Source organism: Pseudomonas sp. TH34, from assembly GCF_016650865.1.
Taxonomy (GTDB): Bacteria; Pseudomonadota; Gammaproteobacteria; order Pseudomonadales; family Pseudomonadaceae; genus Aquipseudomonas; species Aquipseudomonas yamanorum.
The window spans coordinates 24,315-39,085 of sequence record NZ_JAEKFB010000006.1 but is presented as its reverse complement, the minus strand read 5'-3'; the positions used below and the strand labels follow the sequence as shown (position 1 = coordinate 39,085).

General features: G+C 60.6%; 19 protein-coding genes. 13 read left to right on the top strand and 6 right to left on the bottom strand.

The genetic code is table 11. The annotated features are described in order from the left end of the window. Positions 1-64 precede the first annotated feature (64 nt). Both JFU58_RS04325 and JFU58_RS04320 read right to left on the bottom strand, forming a co-directional pair. Positions 65-1,411, bottom strand: a complete 1,347-nt coding sequence (locus tag JFU58_RS04325; RefSeq protein ID WP_201139919.1) for a glutamine synthetase family protein — start codon at positions 1,409-1,411, stop codon at positions 65-67. 23 nt (positions 1,412-1,434) lie between these two features. Next, positions 1,435-1,992 (bottom strand): helix-turn-helix domain-containing protein, encoded by a 558-nt coding sequence (locus JFU58_RS04320; protein ID WP_063031219.1) that lies wholly within the window; start codon positions 1,990-1,992, stop codon positions 1,435-1,437. Positions 1,993-2,049: 57 nt separating this feature from the next. Here JFU58_RS04320 and JFU58_RS04315 point away from each other — a divergent pair, with 57 nt between their 5' ends. Continuing rightward, entirely contained in the window at positions 2,050-2,442 is a 393-nt protein-coding gene (locus JFU58_RS04315; RefSeq protein WP_242488211.1) for a nuclear transport factor 2 family protein, read from the top strand. A 12-nt stretch (positions 2,443-2,454) separates the two neighbouring features. Here JFU58_RS04315 and JFU58_RS04310 read toward each other — a convergent pair whose 3' ends face one another. Further along, a complete protein-coding gene (locus tag JFU58_RS04310; RefSeq protein WP_201139918.1) occupies positions 2,455-2,805 on the bottom strand; it encodes a LemA family protein in 351 nt (116 codons plus the stop codon). A 156-nt stretch (positions 2,806-2,961) separates the two neighbouring features. On the opposite strand from JFU58_RS04310, the gene JFU58_RS04305 reads away from it, so the two are divergent. Together JFU58_RS04305 and JFU58_RS04300 are read left to right on the top strand one after the other, a co-directional pair. Continuing rightward, the gene (locus tag JFU58_RS04305; RefSeq protein ID WP_177070162.1) at positions 2,962-3,270 is read left to right on the top strand and encodes an RcnB family protein; all 309 of its coding nucleotides are present in this window, start codon (positions 2,962-2,964) and stop codon (positions 3,268-3,270) included. Between the two features lie 155 nt (positions 3,271-3,425). Continuing rightward, complete coding sequence (locus tag JFU58_RS04300; RefSeq protein ID WP_093198382.1) at positions 3,426-4,616, top strand: MFS transporter; 1,191 nt, start codon at positions 3,426-3,428, stop codon at positions 4,614-4,616. A gap of 10 nt (positions 4,617-4,626) precedes the next feature. On the opposite strand, the gene JFU58_RS04295 is transcribed toward JFU58_RS04300, so the two are convergent. From JFU58_RS04295 to JFU58_RS04285, 3 genes are all read right to left on the bottom strand, one after another. Further along, the gene (locus tag JFU58_RS04295) at positions 4,627-4,896 is read right to left on the bottom strand and encodes a DUF1652 domain-containing protein (protein WP_003211585.1); all 270 of its coding nucleotides are present in this window, start codon (positions 4,894-4,896) and stop codon (positions 4,627-4,629) included. A gap of 11 nt (positions 4,897-4,907) precedes the next feature. Further along, on the bottom strand, positions 4,908-5,159 hold the full coding sequence (locus JFU58_RS04290) for a CsbD family protein (protein WP_003211583.1): 252 nt from the start codon (positions 5,157-5,159) through the stop codon (positions 4,908-4,910). Positions 5,160-5,291: 132 nt separating this feature from the next. Then, positions 5,292-6,788 (bottom strand): PAS domain S-box protein, encoded by a 1,497-nt coding sequence (locus tag JFU58_RS04285; protein ID WP_003211582.1) that lies wholly within the window; start codon positions 6,786-6,788, stop codon positions 5,292-5,294. A gap of 175 nt (positions 6,789-6,963) precedes the next feature. Here JFU58_RS04285 and JFU58_RS04280 point away from each other — a divergent pair, with 175 nt between their 5' ends. The 10 genes from JFU58_RS04280 to JFU58_RS04235 all read left to right on the top strand — a co-directional run bounded on the left by JFU58_RS04280 (position 6,964) and on the right by JFU58_RS04235 (position 14,758). Further along, complete coding sequence (locus JFU58_RS04280) at positions 6,964-7,932, top strand: hypothetical protein (protein ID WP_201139917.1); 969 nt, start codon at positions 6,964-6,966, stop codon at positions 7,930-7,932. Positions 7,933-8,018: 86 nt separating this feature from the next. Then, positions 8,019-8,822 (top strand): AraC family transcriptional regulator, encoded by an 804-nt coding sequence (locus JFU58_RS04275; protein WP_201139916.1) that lies wholly within the window; start codon positions 8,019-8,021, stop codon positions 8,820-8,822. 134 nt (positions 8,823-8,956) lie between these two features. Then, on the top strand, positions 8,957-9,775 hold the full coding sequence (locus tag JFU58_RS04270; protein WP_063031207.1) for an ABC transporter ATP-binding protein: 819 nt from the start codon (positions 8,957-8,959) through the stop codon (positions 9,773-9,775). Next, positions 9,772-10,536, top strand: a complete 765-nt coding sequence (locus JFU58_RS04265; protein WP_177026269.1) for an ABC transporter permease — start codon at positions 9,772-9,774, stop codon at positions 10,534-10,536. Before JFU58_RS04270 ends, JFU58_RS04265 begins: the two co-directional genes overlap by 4 nt. 25 nt (positions 10,537-10,561) lie before the next feature. Further along, positions 10,562-11,602, top strand: a complete 1,041-nt coding sequence (locus JFU58_RS04260; protein ID WP_063031203.1) for an ABC transporter substrate-binding protein — start codon at positions 10,562-10,564, stop codon at positions 11,600-11,602. Further along, positions 11,599-12,483 (top strand): PhzF family phenazine biosynthesis protein, encoded by an 885-nt coding sequence (locus JFU58_RS04255; protein WP_177070166.1) that lies wholly within the window; start codon positions 11,599-11,601, stop codon positions 12,481-12,483. Before JFU58_RS04260 ends, JFU58_RS04255 begins: the two co-directional genes overlap by 4 nt. Further along, entirely contained in the window at positions 12,480-12,938 is a 459-nt protein-coding gene (locus JFU58_RS04250; RefSeq protein ID WP_093198356.1) for a RidA family protein, read from the top strand. Before JFU58_RS04255 ends, JFU58_RS04250 begins: the two co-directional genes overlap by 4 nt. A gap of 220 nt (positions 12,939-13,158) precedes the next feature. Further along, positions 13,159-13,779, top strand: coding sequence for a transglycosylase SLT domain-containing protein (locus tag JFU58_RS04245; protein ID WP_063031196.1), 621 nt, complete (start codon positions 13,159-13,161; stop codon positions 13,777-13,779). Between the two features lie 22 nt (positions 13,780-13,801). Further along, on the top strand, positions 13,802-14,143 hold the full coding sequence (locus JFU58_RS04240) for an FKBP-type peptidyl-prolyl cis-trans isomerase (RefSeq protein ID WP_167410185.1): 342 nt from the start codon (positions 13,802-13,804) through the stop codon (positions 14,141-14,143). A gap of 12 nt (positions 14,144-14,155) precedes the next feature. After that, positions 14,156-14,758 (top strand): GNAT family N-acetyltransferase, encoded by a 603-nt coding sequence (locus tag JFU58_RS04235; RefSeq protein ID WP_063034002.1) that lies wholly within the window; start codon positions 14,156-14,158, stop codon positions 14,756-14,758. The last annotated feature ends 13 nt before the right edge of the window (positions 14,759-14,771 follow it).

Below are 14,771 nucleotides of genomic sequence, written 5' to 3'. Positions count from 1 at the left end.
TGTCTGATACACCGCGGACGCAGCCTCGCCTGGGCTCGACAGCTGCTACGGGGAGAGGTGTGGGTTAGAGGTACCAGCGATATTCCCGCGCATGAATTTCCTGCTGGAATGCCAGGTGGTCCTGGCGTTTGTTTTCGCAATACACGTCGACAAACTCGGCGCCCAGGCCTTCACGCAACGCTGGCTGATGTTGCATGGCGCGCACTGCTTCGAGCATCTCCAGGGGGAAATCCGCGCCGCTGTTGCGGTCTTCGTTCAGCGGGGCGATGGGTTCTTTGGCCGCCTCAAGACCGTGTTCAAGCCCTACCAGAATCGCCGCCAGCACCAGGTACGGATTGGCATCGGCACTCGCCAGGCGATGTTCGATGCGCAAGTTGCGCGGGTCGGATTCAGGGATTCGCACACACGCGTCGCGGTCTTCATAACCCCAGCACGCGCGGGTGGCCGCGTTGACCGTGCCGCCGAGCCGGCGGAAGGCGTTGTGGTTGGGCGAAAAGATTGGCATGCAATGGGGCAGCAGTTCCAGACAGCCGGCCACCGCGTGGCGCAACGGTTGCTGTTGATGGGCCGCCAGCAGGTTATTGCCCGCAGCATCGTACAGGCTGACGTGTACGTGCATGCCACTGCCAGGATGTTGCAGGTAGGGCTTGGCCATGAAGCTGGCGCGATAGCCATGCTTGAGGGCCACGCCACGGGTGCTGCGGCAGAACAGGGCGGCCCAGTCGGCGGCGCGCAGGCCGTCTTCCAGGTGGCCGAAATTGATCTCGAACTGGCCGGGGCCAAGTTCGGCGGTGATCACCGTGATGTCGATGCCCTGGGCCTTGGCGGTCTCGACCATGTCGTCCAGTACCGGGGCGAAACGCGACAGGCGCTCGATGTGTAGATTGGGCTGGTCGTCGGCGTCATCACTCAACGGGTCGCGGGCGAATTGCGGCAGGCCATCGCTGAGCTTTTTATCGAACAGGTAGAACTCCAGCTCAAACGCGACTACCGGGTGAATGCCCTTACAGTGCAGGCGCTCCAGCACTTTGGCCAGCACTTCCCGGGGTTCGAATTCGATGGGCGCTTCGGTGCCATCGGAGGTGATCAGCATCTGCCCCAGGGGCTGCGCTTCCCAGCTCACCGGCTTTAGGGTACCGGGCACCAGGCGGCGATTGGCGTCCGGGTCACCGTCGTGAAAGCAATAGTCGCCAATCTTGAACAGGCCGCCCTGGGCACCCAGCAGTACCGCGTTCTGCGGCAGCTTCAAAGGGCTGCCGGCGGCGACCTTTTCCAGCATGTCCACCGGGTAGCGCTTGCCGTAGAAATGCCCGGGAATGTCCAGGGCAATCAGGTCGACATAACGCACATCGGGATGGTTCTGGCGAAAGGTCCGGACTTCGGCCAGCAGCGAGGAGGAATGGCTTTTCACGGGTGACGCTCCTTGGTGTGCCTTCAGTTGTAGACCCACAGCACACGGGCTGGCAGGTCAGTCAGGTTGCCGTAGCGGCAGTGGGCGAAACTGGCCAGGTGGAAGCTGTCACCCGGGCGCAAGGTGACCGAGTCGGCCTCGCCCTCAACCCACAGTGTCAACTCGCCTTCCAGTACATAACCGGCCTGTTCGGCACGGTCGCTCATGGTCTGTTCGCCACTGTTGGCGCCGGGGGCCAATAGGCTGTCGAGCATCGAGAACGCGCCGTGCATGCTCGGCGACACCAGGATGTCGGTGATGCCATTGGCGTAATACACCGTGCGCCGTTCGTTAGGGCGGGTCACCCAGTCCACCGCCTTGGGTTTGGATAGGCTGTAGAAATAGGTGGTGGGCACCCCGAGGGCGTGGCTGATGGCCGTGAGGTCGGCGACGGTAGGGCGCGACAGGCCGCGTTCAACCTGGGACAGGAAACCTACGGAACGCTCGATCTTTTGCGCGAGTTGCGCCAGGGTGAGCTTCTTGTGCTTGCGCAGGTCGTGAATCAGGATCGCCAGGGCGTCGAGTTCTTCTTGCTTGTCCATGGGCGCTTCGTGAAATTATTATCAATAAATTTCATGAAAAATTACAGGATTAATTTCATGGAGGCAATGGGTATGGAGTTGGCGGAGCATTTACGCAGCCTGGAACAGGAGCTGCACCAATGCACCACCCGTGCAGATGCGACGCGGTTGTCGGTGCTGCTGGCGGATGATTTCGTCGAGTTTGGTGCCAGTGGCAACGTGTGGGGCAGTAAGGCCGAGGTGATCGACGGTTTGCAGGACGAGGTGTTCTCTGCTCGAAGCATCAGTGACTTTGCATTGAAGCTGCTGGCCGAGGGCGTGGCGTTGGTGACGTATCGCTGCCAACGGGCGGCGACTGAGGCCAATGCGGCGGGGGAGTCGTTGCGCAGTTCGGTGTGGCGCGAGAGCGGCGGGCAGTGGCAGATGGTGTTTCATCAGGGCACGCCGACGCGTCAGCGTGCACCTGTGTAAGTGTCGGCAGGTTCAGGCCGTGTGCTTGACCTCAAACCCCAACAGGCTCACATCATCACGATGCCCCAGCAACTCGGCCACCACCGACGTCGGCGACTTATGCTTGTAGGTGTTGTAGTTGTTAACCGAGTCCTGGAACAGCTGGCGGGTGAACGCGACGCGGCTTTCCAGGCTGGCAATGTCCGCGGCGGGTGACGGGGCGTTTTGCGCCGCCGCCAGTTGTTGCTCGGCCTCTTTGAATTGGCCGAAGGCTTTTTTGCAACGATCAAGCAGCGCCACCAGTTCCCGGTAGGTGCCGAATACGTAGAGCGCGAGCAAGGTGACAATAGTCACGAAAATGATGATGACGTGGGTACCAGTCATTGGACTTCCTGGGCAGCTGGAAAAAAGAACCAATCTTATCTGATTAATCGTCGCCTCAGTCGTTGGCCATCCATCCGCCGCTTCAATCACTGCGCTGAATGATTCTTCACGGCTGCGGTCGGAATCTTTACGCGTCATTCATTGAAGGAAGTGCCCATGAAGTCCAAATCCCTTGTTGCCTGCCTGCTGGTTGCCGCGAGCCTGTCCGCCGCCAGTCTTACCGTCCAGGCGGCTGATACTCCGCAAAAAACCGTGCAGCCTTCAAACATCAATACTCGTGACCTCAAGACCGGCGACCGCGCGCCAGACATTCTGATGCGTAAGGAGTCGGCCATTGCCGACTGGAAGAAACACGGCCTGAAGCAGCCGGAAGAAGACAGCCAGTGGGCCCGGGTAAACGACAAGTACGTGTTGCTCAAAACCACCAACGGCACGATTCTCGACATCACGCCGGTTAAAAAATAAAGCGTTCAGCGGGATGAGCGACCGCGTCTTCATCCCGCTGCATTTGTTTTTTGCATAAATGCATAAATCAGCATTTATTTCGTCTCATCTTGCGTTAAGGTACATCCGCTTGCGGGTCGCAATGGCCTCGTTACCTTGACCAGAATGAGAGCAGGATGCTTGCCACAATAAGAAACTACCCACGTACCGTGAACCTGCTGCTGTCGGCCACGCTGATCCTCACGCTGGCCAAAGCCATCACGTTTCCGTACCTGGTGATCTACCTCACCAACCACTTTGCCCTCGACATCAGCCAGGTCGGCCTGGTGATCGGCAGCTCATTGATCGTCGGTTCGCTGCTGAGTGTGTATGGCGGTTTCCTGGTAGACCGCATCAGCAGTTACCGGCTGTTGCTCAGCTTGAGCGTGGTGTTTGCCCTGGGGTTTATCGGCACGGTGCTGGCTCGGGAAATCTGGTCGTTCTACAGCTGCCTGATCCTGATCAACCTGGCGTACGCGGTGATCGACATTGCGATCAAGTCCGGGTTTGCCAGCCTGTTGCCGGAGGATGAGCGCAGCGAAGCGTTTTCCATCAAGTACACCCTGACCAATATCGGTTACGCCGTAGGGCCGTTTTTTGGCGCGATGATAGCCAAGCTCGATATCAGCTTGCCGTTTATCCTGTCGGCCGTTCTGGGCCTCGGATTTTTCCTGCTGTATTGGCGTTGGGGCGACCGCACCTTGGCCACCGTCGACACCACGCAAAAGCCGGTGTCATTCCTCGCCGTGGGCCGCGTACTGCTGCGGGATCATCGGCTGGTGTGCTTTACCATCGGCGGCCTGCTCAGTGCCGTGGTGTTCGGCCAGTTCACCGCGTACCTCTCGCAATACCTGGTGACTACCACCACCGCTGAATACACCTACACCATCATCAGCGCGGTACTCACCACCAACGCCGTGTTGGTGATTGCCCTGCAATACGCGATTGGCCGGAGGATTTCCCACCGTTACCTGAGCCAGTGGCTGATCTTCGGCCTGGGCATGTTCATGCTGGGAGTGATCGGTTTTGCCCTGGCGAGCAACGTGTGGTGGTGGATAGTGGCGATGGCGATTTTCACCGTGGGTGAAATCGTGGTGTTCCCGGCCGAGTACATGTTTATCGACCGCATCGCCCCGGACCATCTGCGGGGCATGTATTACGGCGCGCAAAACCTCTCCAACCTCGGCGCTGCCCTGGGGCCGGTGCTGTGCGGGCTGGTACTGGCCAGCCTGCCGGCCCACTACATGTTCTACATGTTGGCAGCGTTTATCGTCGGGGGCGGGGTGTTCTATTTTATCGGGGCGTCGTTGAAGGCACGCTCACTGTAGGCGCGAGGTCCTACAGTGGGCGTAGCGGCAGGTCATCCAGCCTGAGTTTGCCGACGGTGTTGCTCTGCAATTCGTAACGCAACTCGTCGACCATCTTTTCCACTTCCTGCGGGGTCTGCAGCTTGTTGACGCTGATCCCGGTGACCACCAGGTCCACCCGGCCGCTTTCGGCATCGAAGACTTTGAGGGTCAACGAGGCGTCACGGCACAGGGTGAACTCGCAGGTCAGGGGCGACAGGGCCTCTTCGATGCAGTTGCGCAGTTGGGAGAGCGTAAACATTAGGGCTCTCCTCAGCGACGACGCAGCAACAGGCCCAGCAGCAGGCCGACACCGGCGACAATCGCCACGGTAGCCAAGGGTTTTTGCTTGGCAAAGTCGCCAACGGTGTCCAGCGCATCACCGTAGGTTTGCTGCAATTGGCCAGCAGCCTGGCGGGCCACACCTTCGGCCTGGAGACGTTCGTCACCGGTCAGATCACCCAGAAAACCTTGAGCCTTGCCGGCCACTTTCTCGACGGCGCCTTTGACTTGTTCGCTTTTCATGATGGATTCCTTAAAGGGCATGACATCTCGACAGCACAGGACCCAAAGCCCTGTGCCCACTCTTCAAGGTTAAGCAGTGCATCCCCGCGCAATAAGGCGAATTTGCACCGGTCGCACTGGTGCATTTGCACTCTATTTCGGCTTTTTAACCCGCAATTCACCGGCAAACAGCCCGCGCTCACGGGCCCAGACGATGGCTGCACTACGGCTATGTACCCCCAGTTTGGAGTACACCGTGGCCACATGGTTACGCACGGTGTTGGGCGCCAGTTTCAGGCGCGAGGCGATTTCCTTGTCGGCCAGGCCTTCGCAAATCAAGCCCAGTACATCGCGCTCCCGGGCGGTCAGGTCGGTAAAGGAAATGTTCGGTACATTGGGGCTGTTGACGCTCTTGGCGTTGGCCAGTTTTTCAATCAGCGTCTGGCTGAACCATGAGGCGTCCTGCATCACTTCCTCGATAGCGGCCACCAGTTCCAGCTCGGAGCGCTTGCGTTCGGTGATGTTCATCAGCACCAGCAAATAGCAGGGCACGTCCTGGATGCTGACGGTGTCGGCAGACAGCACGCAGTCGATCAGCTCATTGCCTTTCTTGCGAATCTTCAGGTCGAGGCCGTCGAGGTTGCCGGCTTTTTCCAGGGTGGTGAACAGTTGCGTGCAGGCCTGGGGGCTGTCGATAAAGTCGATGTCTTCGATGGATTTGCCGATCAGTTCTTCACTGGTATAACCGGTGATGGTCATGAAGGCTTCGTTGATATCCACCACCTGGCGGTTGGCGGCGTTGCACACCAGGGTCGGCACCGGCGTCAGGCGGAACGACTTGGCGAAACGTTCCTCGCTCTGGCGCAGGGCGGTTTCGGCTTTACGGCGGGGCTCCAGGTCAGTGAAGGAAAACAGCATGCAGTCTTCCTCATTCATGTCCAGCGGTTGGCCGGCCACGATCACCAGTTTGCTGCCGCCTTCGGGCAGTTTCAGTTCGGCTTGCATCTGCGGAATGGTCGCGCCTTCGCCCAGGCGCTTGACAGCGAGGTCCTTGTTTTCGGCCTGTTCCAGCACGTCCAGCTCATAAACCGAGTGGCCGATCACTTGGTCGCGGTTATAGCCGGTCATCTCCAGAAAGCCCTGGTTGACCTTGATATAGCGCAGGTCGCTCAAGCGGCAAATCACCGCCGGTGCCGGGTTGGCATTGAAGGTTTTTTCGAAGCGCTGTTCGGCGCTGGCCCATTCGGTGGCGTCGCTCAGGATCAACACCAGCAACTCCGGCTCGCCCGACGCGTCGTCGAGCACCAGGCTGCGCAGGCGATGCACCCAGACTTTTTCCTCGTCGCCGGTGGGGGTGACTTCCACCACCACATCGCTGAACTCTTCACCGTCTGCCACCCGGCTCAGGGGGTAATTCTCCAGCACCAGCGGGTGGTTGTTGCGATACCGCAAGGCAAAGCGCGCGGCGTATTCCTTGGTGTTGGCACCCAGGTCTTCGACTTTATCCACGCCATGCATCAGCAGCGCGGCTTCATTCGCCCAGAGGATGGTCTGGTCGGCCTCGGCGAGGATCACCCCATCGGACAAGCCGGAGATGATCTGCTGCAGTTGGCGGCGGTTGGTTTCTTTGGCGAGGACGGCCTGGCTCATGGTTTCTCCTGGGGTAAGTCGCATGGGAAGTACGACACCTGAGGCTCAGGATAGTGCAGAGAAAGTGCCCGGCGCGGGGTGCGAATGCACCAGTGCGCCTAGTGCAATTGTGCCGAGACCGCAGGGTAGGTGCCTCGCCAAACTGGCCACCTACCCACTGTTCAAAGGATTTAACATGACCACTGTCTATGAAACCAACCGTTCGCTGTTTCGCGTCTCCTGGGGCTCGGTATTGGCCGGTAGTGCAATTGCCCTGGTGACCTACCTGGTGTTGAGCGTACTCGGTACCGCGATTGGTGCCAGTGCAGTCAACCCGATGGCAGCCGGTAACCCGCTGAGCGGTTTTGGTACAGGTGCCGGGATCTGGTTGTTTGTCTCGACGCTGTTGGCCATCGGTGCCGGTGCATTCGTGGCCGGGCGTACCGCACCAGATCGCGGCGGCCTGCATGGCGTGCTGAGCTGGACCATCACCACTTTGCTGACCACCTGGCTGCTCGCCGCGCTGGCCACCAGCGTTGTCGGTGCCGCGGGTAACGTCGTCGGTAAAGGGTTGTCGGCGGCCGGTAGCGGTATCGCCGCCGTGGCGCCGGGCATCAGCGACAGCGTCAAGCAGCAACTGAATGAGCAGGGCATCAAGCTGGATTGGAACAGCCTGCAAGGCCAACTCGACACATTGCTCAAGCAGAGCGGCAAGCCTGAACTGGACCCTGCCAACGTTGAGCAAAAAGCCAATCAGGCAGCTGCGGATGGCAAGCAATCGGCCAACGATGCGGCGACCAACCCAGCCCAGGCCGGTGATGAATTGAAGCAATGGTTCGAGCGGGTCAAGGCTTCCGGTGAGCCCGCGTTGAATGCAGCAGACAAGCAGGCGTTGGTTAACATCGTCGCCGCCCGTACCGGCAAGAGCCAGGCTGAAGCGACCCAGATCGTCGACAACTATGCCCAGGCCTACCAGCAGGCCGTGCAGAAGGTTGACGAGCTGAAGCAACAGGCTGAGCAGAAAGCCCGCGAAGCCGGTGAAGTGGCGGCCAAGCAACTGTCCCGCGCAGCGTGGAGCACCTTGTTGATGTTGCTGCTGGGTGCGGCGTTGAGCTTTGGTGTAGGTCGCCTGGCGATTTCCACCCGTCGTGTGCCTTTGGCATAACCCTTTTTAGCGGCAGGGATGCCGCTTTCCCTTGGCACCAAACATGCTAGTGTCAGCACTCCAACACCCACTGGCAGTGCCTGGCGATGCGCGACATCTACAGCGTCTTCAACTCCAACGGCGCCTATGAAACCGGGGCCCACGCCCATGATGAATTCATGCTGATGGTGCCCGAGCACGGTCTGTTGCGTTTCAAGGATGAAGAAAGTGGGCGCACCACCTCGGTGATCGACCGCCAGTTCGTACTGGTGCCGCCGCAATCCAGCCATTCCTCTTCGTCACTCACCGCCAGCCAGGGCCACGTGGCGTTCTACGTCGACCCCGACTACATGCACTACGCCTTGCGGGATCTTTCCGGTGACGCCAACCGCTTGCTGCGCGTGCCCACCCTGGGCATCTGGCAAACCTCCGCGCCGTTGCACCATCTGCTACTCGCAAAAAAAGCCTTCAGCCAACCCGACCTGTACATCGACCGCCGCCGCCAGGTAGCCCAGGCCGATCATTTGCTGCTGCTCGAATGCCTGGCGATTTCCCTCAGCCAGCCGAGCCTGCAACGCTCATCCACCGAGCGCCATGGCGCCATGCTGGTGCGCGACGTGAAGGCTTACGTGGAGGGCAATCTCGAACGTGCGCCGGGGCTGGATGAGATCGCCGAGACGTTTCACATGTCCCGCCGTCACCTGACCCGGCTGTTCGCGTTGCACACCGGCGAGACGGTGCTGGTTTATGTCCAGCGCCTGCGCCTGGAACGGGTGCAGACCTTGTTGCGGCACACGCGCATGTCGGTGCTGGAGATCGCCAATAACGTCGGCTATGAATCACCTTCACACCTGGCCCATGTGTTTCGTCGGGTGCTGGGTGTGTCGCCGGATGAGTGGCGCCGCGGCTGATACCGCTTAACCTTTTTTTGATGTCCCAATCCCGCGCATGATCCGGCCCGATCCCGTGCGCCGCAAATCTGTCATCCGTTCATCCTCACCCCGTCAACAACAAACAAGTCCGGCCTACCGGACGAGGAGGGGCGGTGAGTGCAAAACCCTTTATCAGCTTCGCAGGGGTGCAAAAAAGCTTCAAAGTCGAGGGCCGCCAGTTTGTGGCCGTGCGCAACGTAACGCTTGAGGTCCAGCGGGGCGAAATCATCACGCTGGTGGGCCCTTCGGGTTGCGGCAAGTCCACCTTGCTCAACATGACCGCCGGGCTGTTCGGCCCTACCGAAGGCCAGGTGCATTACGACGGTGCCGAGGTTAAAGGCGTCAACACTCGGGTCGGTTACATGACACAGGCCGACCACTTGTTACCGTGGCGCACCGTGGCGGGTAACATCGCCGTGCCGCTGCAAATCCGCCGTATGCCCAAGGCCCGGATCGATGCCCGTGTCGAGGAACTGATGGCGTTGGTAGGCCTCACCGGTTTTGGCGAAAGCTATCCCAATCAGCTTTCCGGCGGTATGCGCAAACGCGCGGCTATGGCGCGCTTGATGGCCAGCGACCCGGAAACCCTGTTGATGGACGAACCCTTCGGCGCCCTTGATGCGCAGATGCGCCTGACCCTGCAAACCGAACTCTTGCGGCTGTGCCGCCAGCTCAACAAGACCGTGCTGTTTGTCACCCACGACGTCGACGAAGCCATCGCGCTGGCGGACCGCTGCGTGGTGTTCGCCGGTCGCCCAGGCACCATCGACCATGTGCTCGACATTCCCCTGAGCGGCGAACGCAACCTCGTGCAATTGCGCTCCGATCCGCGCTACGTCGAACTCTGCGCTGCGCTCTGGAAACGCCTCGCGCCCGACATGGCCGGTGCTGCTGATCCCGCTTCATTGGCTCACTCGCTGGAGGTCGTATGATCCAGATCTATCGCTTGTTGTTCCTGGTCTTCCTGCTGCTGTTCTGGGAATGTGTATCCCGCTGGTTCGGCGTCGAATTCTTCATTAGCCGCCCCTCGGCGGTGGCGCAGAGCTTGTGGAAGATCCTCATGAACGGGGTATTTTTCTACCACGCTGGCATCACCACCCTGGAAGCCGTGCTGGGGTTCTTCTTCGGTTCCCTCGCAGGCTTGATCGCGGGCTTGGTACTGGGCCGCGCCAAGCTGCTGGCGGATATCCTCGACCCGTTCCTGACCGCGTTCTACAGCCTGCCAAAAGTCGCATTGGCACCGCTGTTCATTCTCTGGTTCGGCATCGGTTTGCCGATGAAAGTCATCCTGACGGCGGCGGTGGTGTTCTTCCTGGTGTTCCTCAATACCTACAGCGGCGTGCGCAACGTGTCCCGCGAGCAACTGACCATCCTGCGGCTGATGGGCGCAAAGGAGCGCGACCTGTTGACCATGGTGGTCATCCCGTCCGCTTTCACCTGGGTATTCACCGGCCTGCGCCTGTCGGTGCCCTATGCGCTGATCGGCGCGCTGGTGGGCGAGATCATCGCCGCCAACCGTGGCCTGGGTTACCTGCTTTCGGATGCGGCCTCGCAGTTCGACACCGCCGGCGTATTTGCCGCGCTGGTGGGGATCATCGTCCTGGCGCTGATTCTGAACACAGCGGTGAAGCTGGCCGAGCGCAAGTTGATGCCTTGGAAGGCCAACGAAGCGGAACGTGAAGTTGCGGTTTAACCCCTTATTCTTGTGGAGCTTGATCATGTTCAAACCACTGTTCATCGCCAGCGTTTTACTCGCTTCATGCCTGCCCGCCGCGCAGGCCCAGGATCTGACCAAAGTCACCCTGGCGTTCCCCAGCGAAGGCTTCCTCTATGTGCCGATCTACGTCGCGCAGAAGCAAGGCTACTTCGCCGATGAAGGCCTGAATGTGGACGTCATCGTATTCCAGAAAGGCGGCTCGGCAGCACTCACCGCCGTGCTGGGGCGAGATGCGGATGCGTACGTCGGCCTGCCCGCCGTCGCGGTGCGCGCCCGCACCAAAGGCCAAAATGTCCAGGCGTTCGCCGCCGTGCAAACCCAGTTCGGCAGCACCGTGGTGATCGACGGTGCCTCGGCGCAAAAGGCCGGCGTGTCGGCCACCTCATCCCTGGCCGCCCGTGCCCAGGCCCTCAAGGGCTTGAAGATCGGCGTCACCGGCCCTGGCAGCACCACCGACATGCTGGTGCGCTACCTGGCCAAGGATGCGGGGCTCAACCCGGACAAAGACTTCACTATCATGCCCATCGGCGGCGCGCCGAACATGCTCGCGGCGTTTTCCCAGAGCAGCATCAACGGCTTCTCGCTGTCGCCACCCACCATCACCACCGCCGAGAAGCAGGGCGGCTTTGTGTTGATGGACCTGGCCAAGGGCGAATACAAACCCCTGGACGGCTTCCTCTTCACTGCGATGATTGCCCGTGAAGACTGGCTGGCCAACAACAAGGTCACCGCCGAAAAAATGGTCCGCGCCCTGTGGCGTGCCGAGCACCTGATCGCCAGCGACCCGGACAAGGCCCGCGAATCGGTGCGCCCGTATTTCGCCAACACCGACGCCGCCATCTTCAACGCCGCCTGGGCCGCCTCACTGCCGTCCTACCCGGCCACCCCACGGATCGAGAAGGACGGCGTGGAGAAGAACATCCGCTTCATGAACGCTGTGGAGAGCGACCCGGTCGAACTCGACCCGCAGCAGGTCTACACCAACTCCATCGTCGACGCCGTGGCGCCGACTGTTTCCACCCTTCAGGGAGAGGCGAAATGACGCCCGAGGTTCATCTGGTCAATGTTTTCCCCGCCACCGCCCGTGGCGGCAACCCGGCGCCCACCGTGGCCGTGGCCGATGGCATGTGCGATGCCGACATGCAGCAAGTGGCCCGCGACTACGGCCATGAATGTGGCTTTGTATTCGCCGCGCCGGTTGGTAGTGAGTTCGATTTTGCCTTGCGGTTCTGGGTGCCCAACCACGAGATGGAAATGTGCGGGCACGCCACCGTAGGCGCAGTTTGGTTGCTGGATCGGCTGGGCATGCTGCACAAGGATCGCCTGGCTTTGTGGACCTTGAGCGGCCGGGTTGAAGCGCAAGTGACCGCCGCCGGCACGTCGGATATCCAGGTGGAAATCAGCCAGCCCAAAGGCCAGGTCGAGGCGTTGAACGATGCCGAAGTCGAGGCCGAGATACTGTCGGTGCTCGGCATCACCTCCAACGAACTGGCGCCGCTGCCGATCCAGAACGCGTGCACCAGCCGGGTGAAAACCCTCATCGCGCTGAAAAGCGTGGCGGTACTGGACAGCCTGAAACCGGATTACCGGCGGATGCAGCAACTGTGCGAGCGAATCGGCTCCACCGGTTTGTACCCCTATGCGCCATCGGATCTGGAAGGCCGACAGTTTGATGCGCGGCAGTTTCCCAAGTCCTCGGGTTACCCGGAAGACGCCGCCACCGGCATCGCCGCTGCCGCGTTGGCGTTTGGCTTGTTGGAGAATGGCCTGGTGACGGCAGATGATCGCCCGGTGCACATCCGCCAGGGCCGGGCCATGGGCCGACCTTCGCAAATCTCCCTGCGGTTTCGCCGGGATGAAGCGGGGCAGGTGCAAGGTTGCTGGCTGGGTGGGCATGTGGAATTTGTCGAGGAGCCGGCATGAACGTGCGTGAAAAGCTCAAATCACTGGGGCTGGAGTTACCCGAGGCGCCGAGCCCAAAGGGTGACTACGTGCCGGTGACGATTCATGGAGGCGTGGCGTATGTCAGCGGGCAGGTTTGTCGGCAGGGTGACAGCGTGATTACCGGGCCGGTGACGGACCAGACCTCTACGGAGTTGGTCAACGAAGCAGGGCAGACCTGTGTGCTGCGGGCCTTGAGCGTGCTGGACCAGGTTGTAGGGCTGGAGAATGTCGAGCGCATCCTGTTCGTTCGCGGGTTTGTGTTTGGTGGGGAAGGTTTCCAGGGCTTCTCCAAGGTTGTCGACGGCGCGTCGCAACTGTTGATTGAGCTGTTTGGCGAGCACGGCCGGCATGCGCGTTCGGCGGTGGGAGTGGCGGGATTACCCAGCAACGGCCTGCTGGAACTGGAACTGACGGCGGTCGTCACCCAAACCTGACCTGCCTGAACCACCCACCAAAATGTGGCGAGGGAGCTTGCTCCCGCTGGGCTGCGCAGCAGCCCCAAAACCGATGATCGCAGTGCCTCGGGCATAGCGCGTCAACCGGTCCGGGAGCAAGCTCCCTCGCCACAGGATTCGTGTTGCTTTCACCTCTGCAGGAACCCCGGCGAACGAGTAAACTGCCCGCCTTTTATTCTCACGACGAGACGGTGAGCTTTTGAACGCAGGAAAAACCGCAGGGCTGTTGCTGCTCACCGCCTTATTGGCGGGATGCGGCACCTCGCCACCCCGCACCCCCAACGACATCTGCGGCATCTTCCGCGAAAAGGACGACTGGTACGACGCGGCCAAAGTCACCCAGGCACGCTGGGGCGTACCGATCCAAGTGCCGTTCGCGATCATGTATCAAGAGTCCGGCTTCCGCCAGGACGCCAAGACCCCGCGCAAATACCTGTTATGGATCATCCCCTGGGGCCGCGTGTCCACCGCCTCCGGCTACGCCCAGGCCAAGGATGAAGTGTGGAGCGACTACCAGAAAAGCACCGGCCGTACGGGCGCCAGTCGCGAGGACTTTGACGACGCCATCGATTTTGTCGGCTGGTACATGGACAAGACCTACACCATCAACGGCGTGTACAAATACGATGCCTACGGCCAATACCTGAACTACCACGAAGGCTGGGGCGGGTATCGTCAGCGCACCTATGCGAGCAAAGCCTGGCTGATGCCGGTGGCGGGCAAGGTGCAGGCGCGTTCGCAGATGTATGCGGCGCAATATGCGGGCTGCAAAAATGATCTGGGGCGGGGGTTCTGGAGTCGGTTTTGGCATTGGCTGTGATGTTGGATAACGAGAGAACATGATGAACAACGAACTGGAAATCACCGACATCCGCCTCGGTGACGGCAAAACCGTGGTCAAAGGCGCCCTGATCACCACGCAATACACCGGCACCCTCGAAGACGGCACGGTGTTCGATTCTTCATGGGAGCGGGGCAAGCCGTTTCAATGCGTGATCGGTACCGGTCGCGTGATCAAAGGCTGGGACCAGGGGCTGATGGGCATGAAAGTCGGCGGCATTCGCACGTTGTTTGTGCCGGCGCACCTGGCCTACGGCGAGCGCTCGATGGGCGCGCATATCACGCCCAACAGTAATCTGCGCTTTGAAATTGAGTTGTTGGAAGTACTGACACGCGACGATTGAGAAGGGATGAACATGGATGTTGTTGACACGATGGCCCTGCCGCGCAGTTCGATAGCGGGCATCCGGGTGGTTGAACTGACGGTTGAGGATGAGGCCGAGCTGCAGCGCTTTTTCGAAGCAGCCCCGGAATATTTTCTCGCGGTCAACGGTGAGCCAGCCACACCCACGGAGGCTCGGGATGAGTTGACCCTTCAACTGCCCGACACCTGGAGCTACACGCGGATGTATTGGATTGGCTATCGCAATGCCAAAGGGCAGTTGGTTGCGGTGGTGAATGTGGCGTCTGACCTGCTGGCGGTTGGGGTGTGGCATATCGGGTTGCTGTTGGTGGCCACGCCGTTGCATGGCACCGGGTTTGCGCGGCAGTTGCATGCTGATTTCCAGGATTGGGTAGTCGGCCTGGGCGCACGCTGGTTGCGGCTGACGGTGGTGGTTGGGAACGTCAAGGCCGAGCGGTTCTGGCCCCGGCTTGGGTATGTTCAGGTGCGGACTCGGGATGGCATCGAGATGGGGCGGCAGGTGAATCGGGTTTCCATTCAGGTGAAGGCGTTGGCGGGTGGGGCGATCAATGAGTATTTGGCGCTGGTGGAGCGTGATCGACCGTCCTTTGCGTAGCAGCTGTCGAGCC

Excerpts from the sequence above, each read along its gene's own strand:
- JFU58_RS04320 (WP_063031219.1), bottom strand. The coding sequence starts at position 1,992 with ATGGACAAGCAAGAAGAACTCGACGCCCTGGCGATCCTGATTCACGAC.
- JFU58_RS04315 (WP_242488211.1), top strand. The coding sequence starts at position 2,050 with ATGGAGGCAATGGGTATGGAGTTGGCGGAGCATTTACGCAGCCTGGAA.
- JFU58_RS04310 (WP_201139918.1), bottom strand. The coding sequence starts at position 2,805 with ATGACTGGTACCCACGTCATCATCATTTTCGTGACTATTGTCACCTTG.
- JFU58_RS04305 (WP_177070162.1), top strand. The coding sequence starts at position 2,962 with ATGAAGTCCAAATCCCTTGTTGCCTGCCTGCTGGTTGCCGCGAGCCTG.
- JFU58_RS04300 (WP_093198382.1), top strand. The coding sequence starts at position 3,426 with ATGCTTGCCACAATAAGAAACTACCCACGTACCGTGAACCTGCTGCTG.
- JFU58_RS04295 (WP_003211585.1), bottom strand. The coding sequence starts at position 4,896 with ATGTTTACGCTCTCCCAACTGCGCAACTGCATCGAAGAGGCCCTGTCG.
- JFU58_RS04290 (WP_003211583.1), bottom strand. The coding sequence starts at position 5,159 with ATGAAAAGCGAACAAGTCAAAGGCGCCGTCGAGAAAGTGGCCGGCAAG.
- JFU58_RS04285 (WP_003211582.1), bottom strand. The coding sequence starts at position 6,788 with ATGAGCCAGGCCGTCCTCGCCAAAGAAACCAACCGCCGCCAACTGCAG.
- JFU58_RS04280 (WP_201139917.1), top strand. The coding sequence starts at position 6,964 with ATGACCACTGTCTATGAAACCAACCGTTCGCTGTTTCGCGTCTCCTGG.
- JFU58_RS04275 (WP_201139916.1), top strand. The coding sequence starts at position 8,019 with ATGCGCGACATCTACAGCGTCTTCAACTCCAACGGCGCCTATGAAACC.
- JFU58_RS04265 (WP_177026269.1), top strand. The coding sequence starts at position 9,772 with ATGATCCAGATCTATCGCTTGTTGTTCCTGGTCTTCCTGCTGCTGTTC.
- JFU58_RS04260 (WP_063031203.1), top strand. The coding sequence starts at position 10,562 with ATGTTCAAACCACTGTTCATCGCCAGCGTTTTACTCGCTTCATGCCTG.
- JFU58_RS04255 (WP_177070166.1), top strand. The coding sequence starts at position 11,599 with ATGACGCCCGAGGTTCATCTGGTCAATGTTTTCCCCGCCACCGCCCGT.
- JFU58_RS04250 (WP_093198356.1), top strand. The coding sequence starts at position 12,480 with ATGAACGTGCGTGAAAAGCTCAAATCACTGGGGCTGGAGTTACCCGAG.
- JFU58_RS04240 (WP_167410185.1), top strand. The coding sequence starts at position 13,802 with ATGAACAACGAACTGGAAATCACCGACATCCGCCTCGGTGACGGCAAA.
- JFU58_RS04235 (WP_063034002.1), top strand. The coding sequence starts at position 14,156 with ATGGATGTTGTTGACACGATGGCCCTGCCGCGCAGTTCGATAGCGGGC.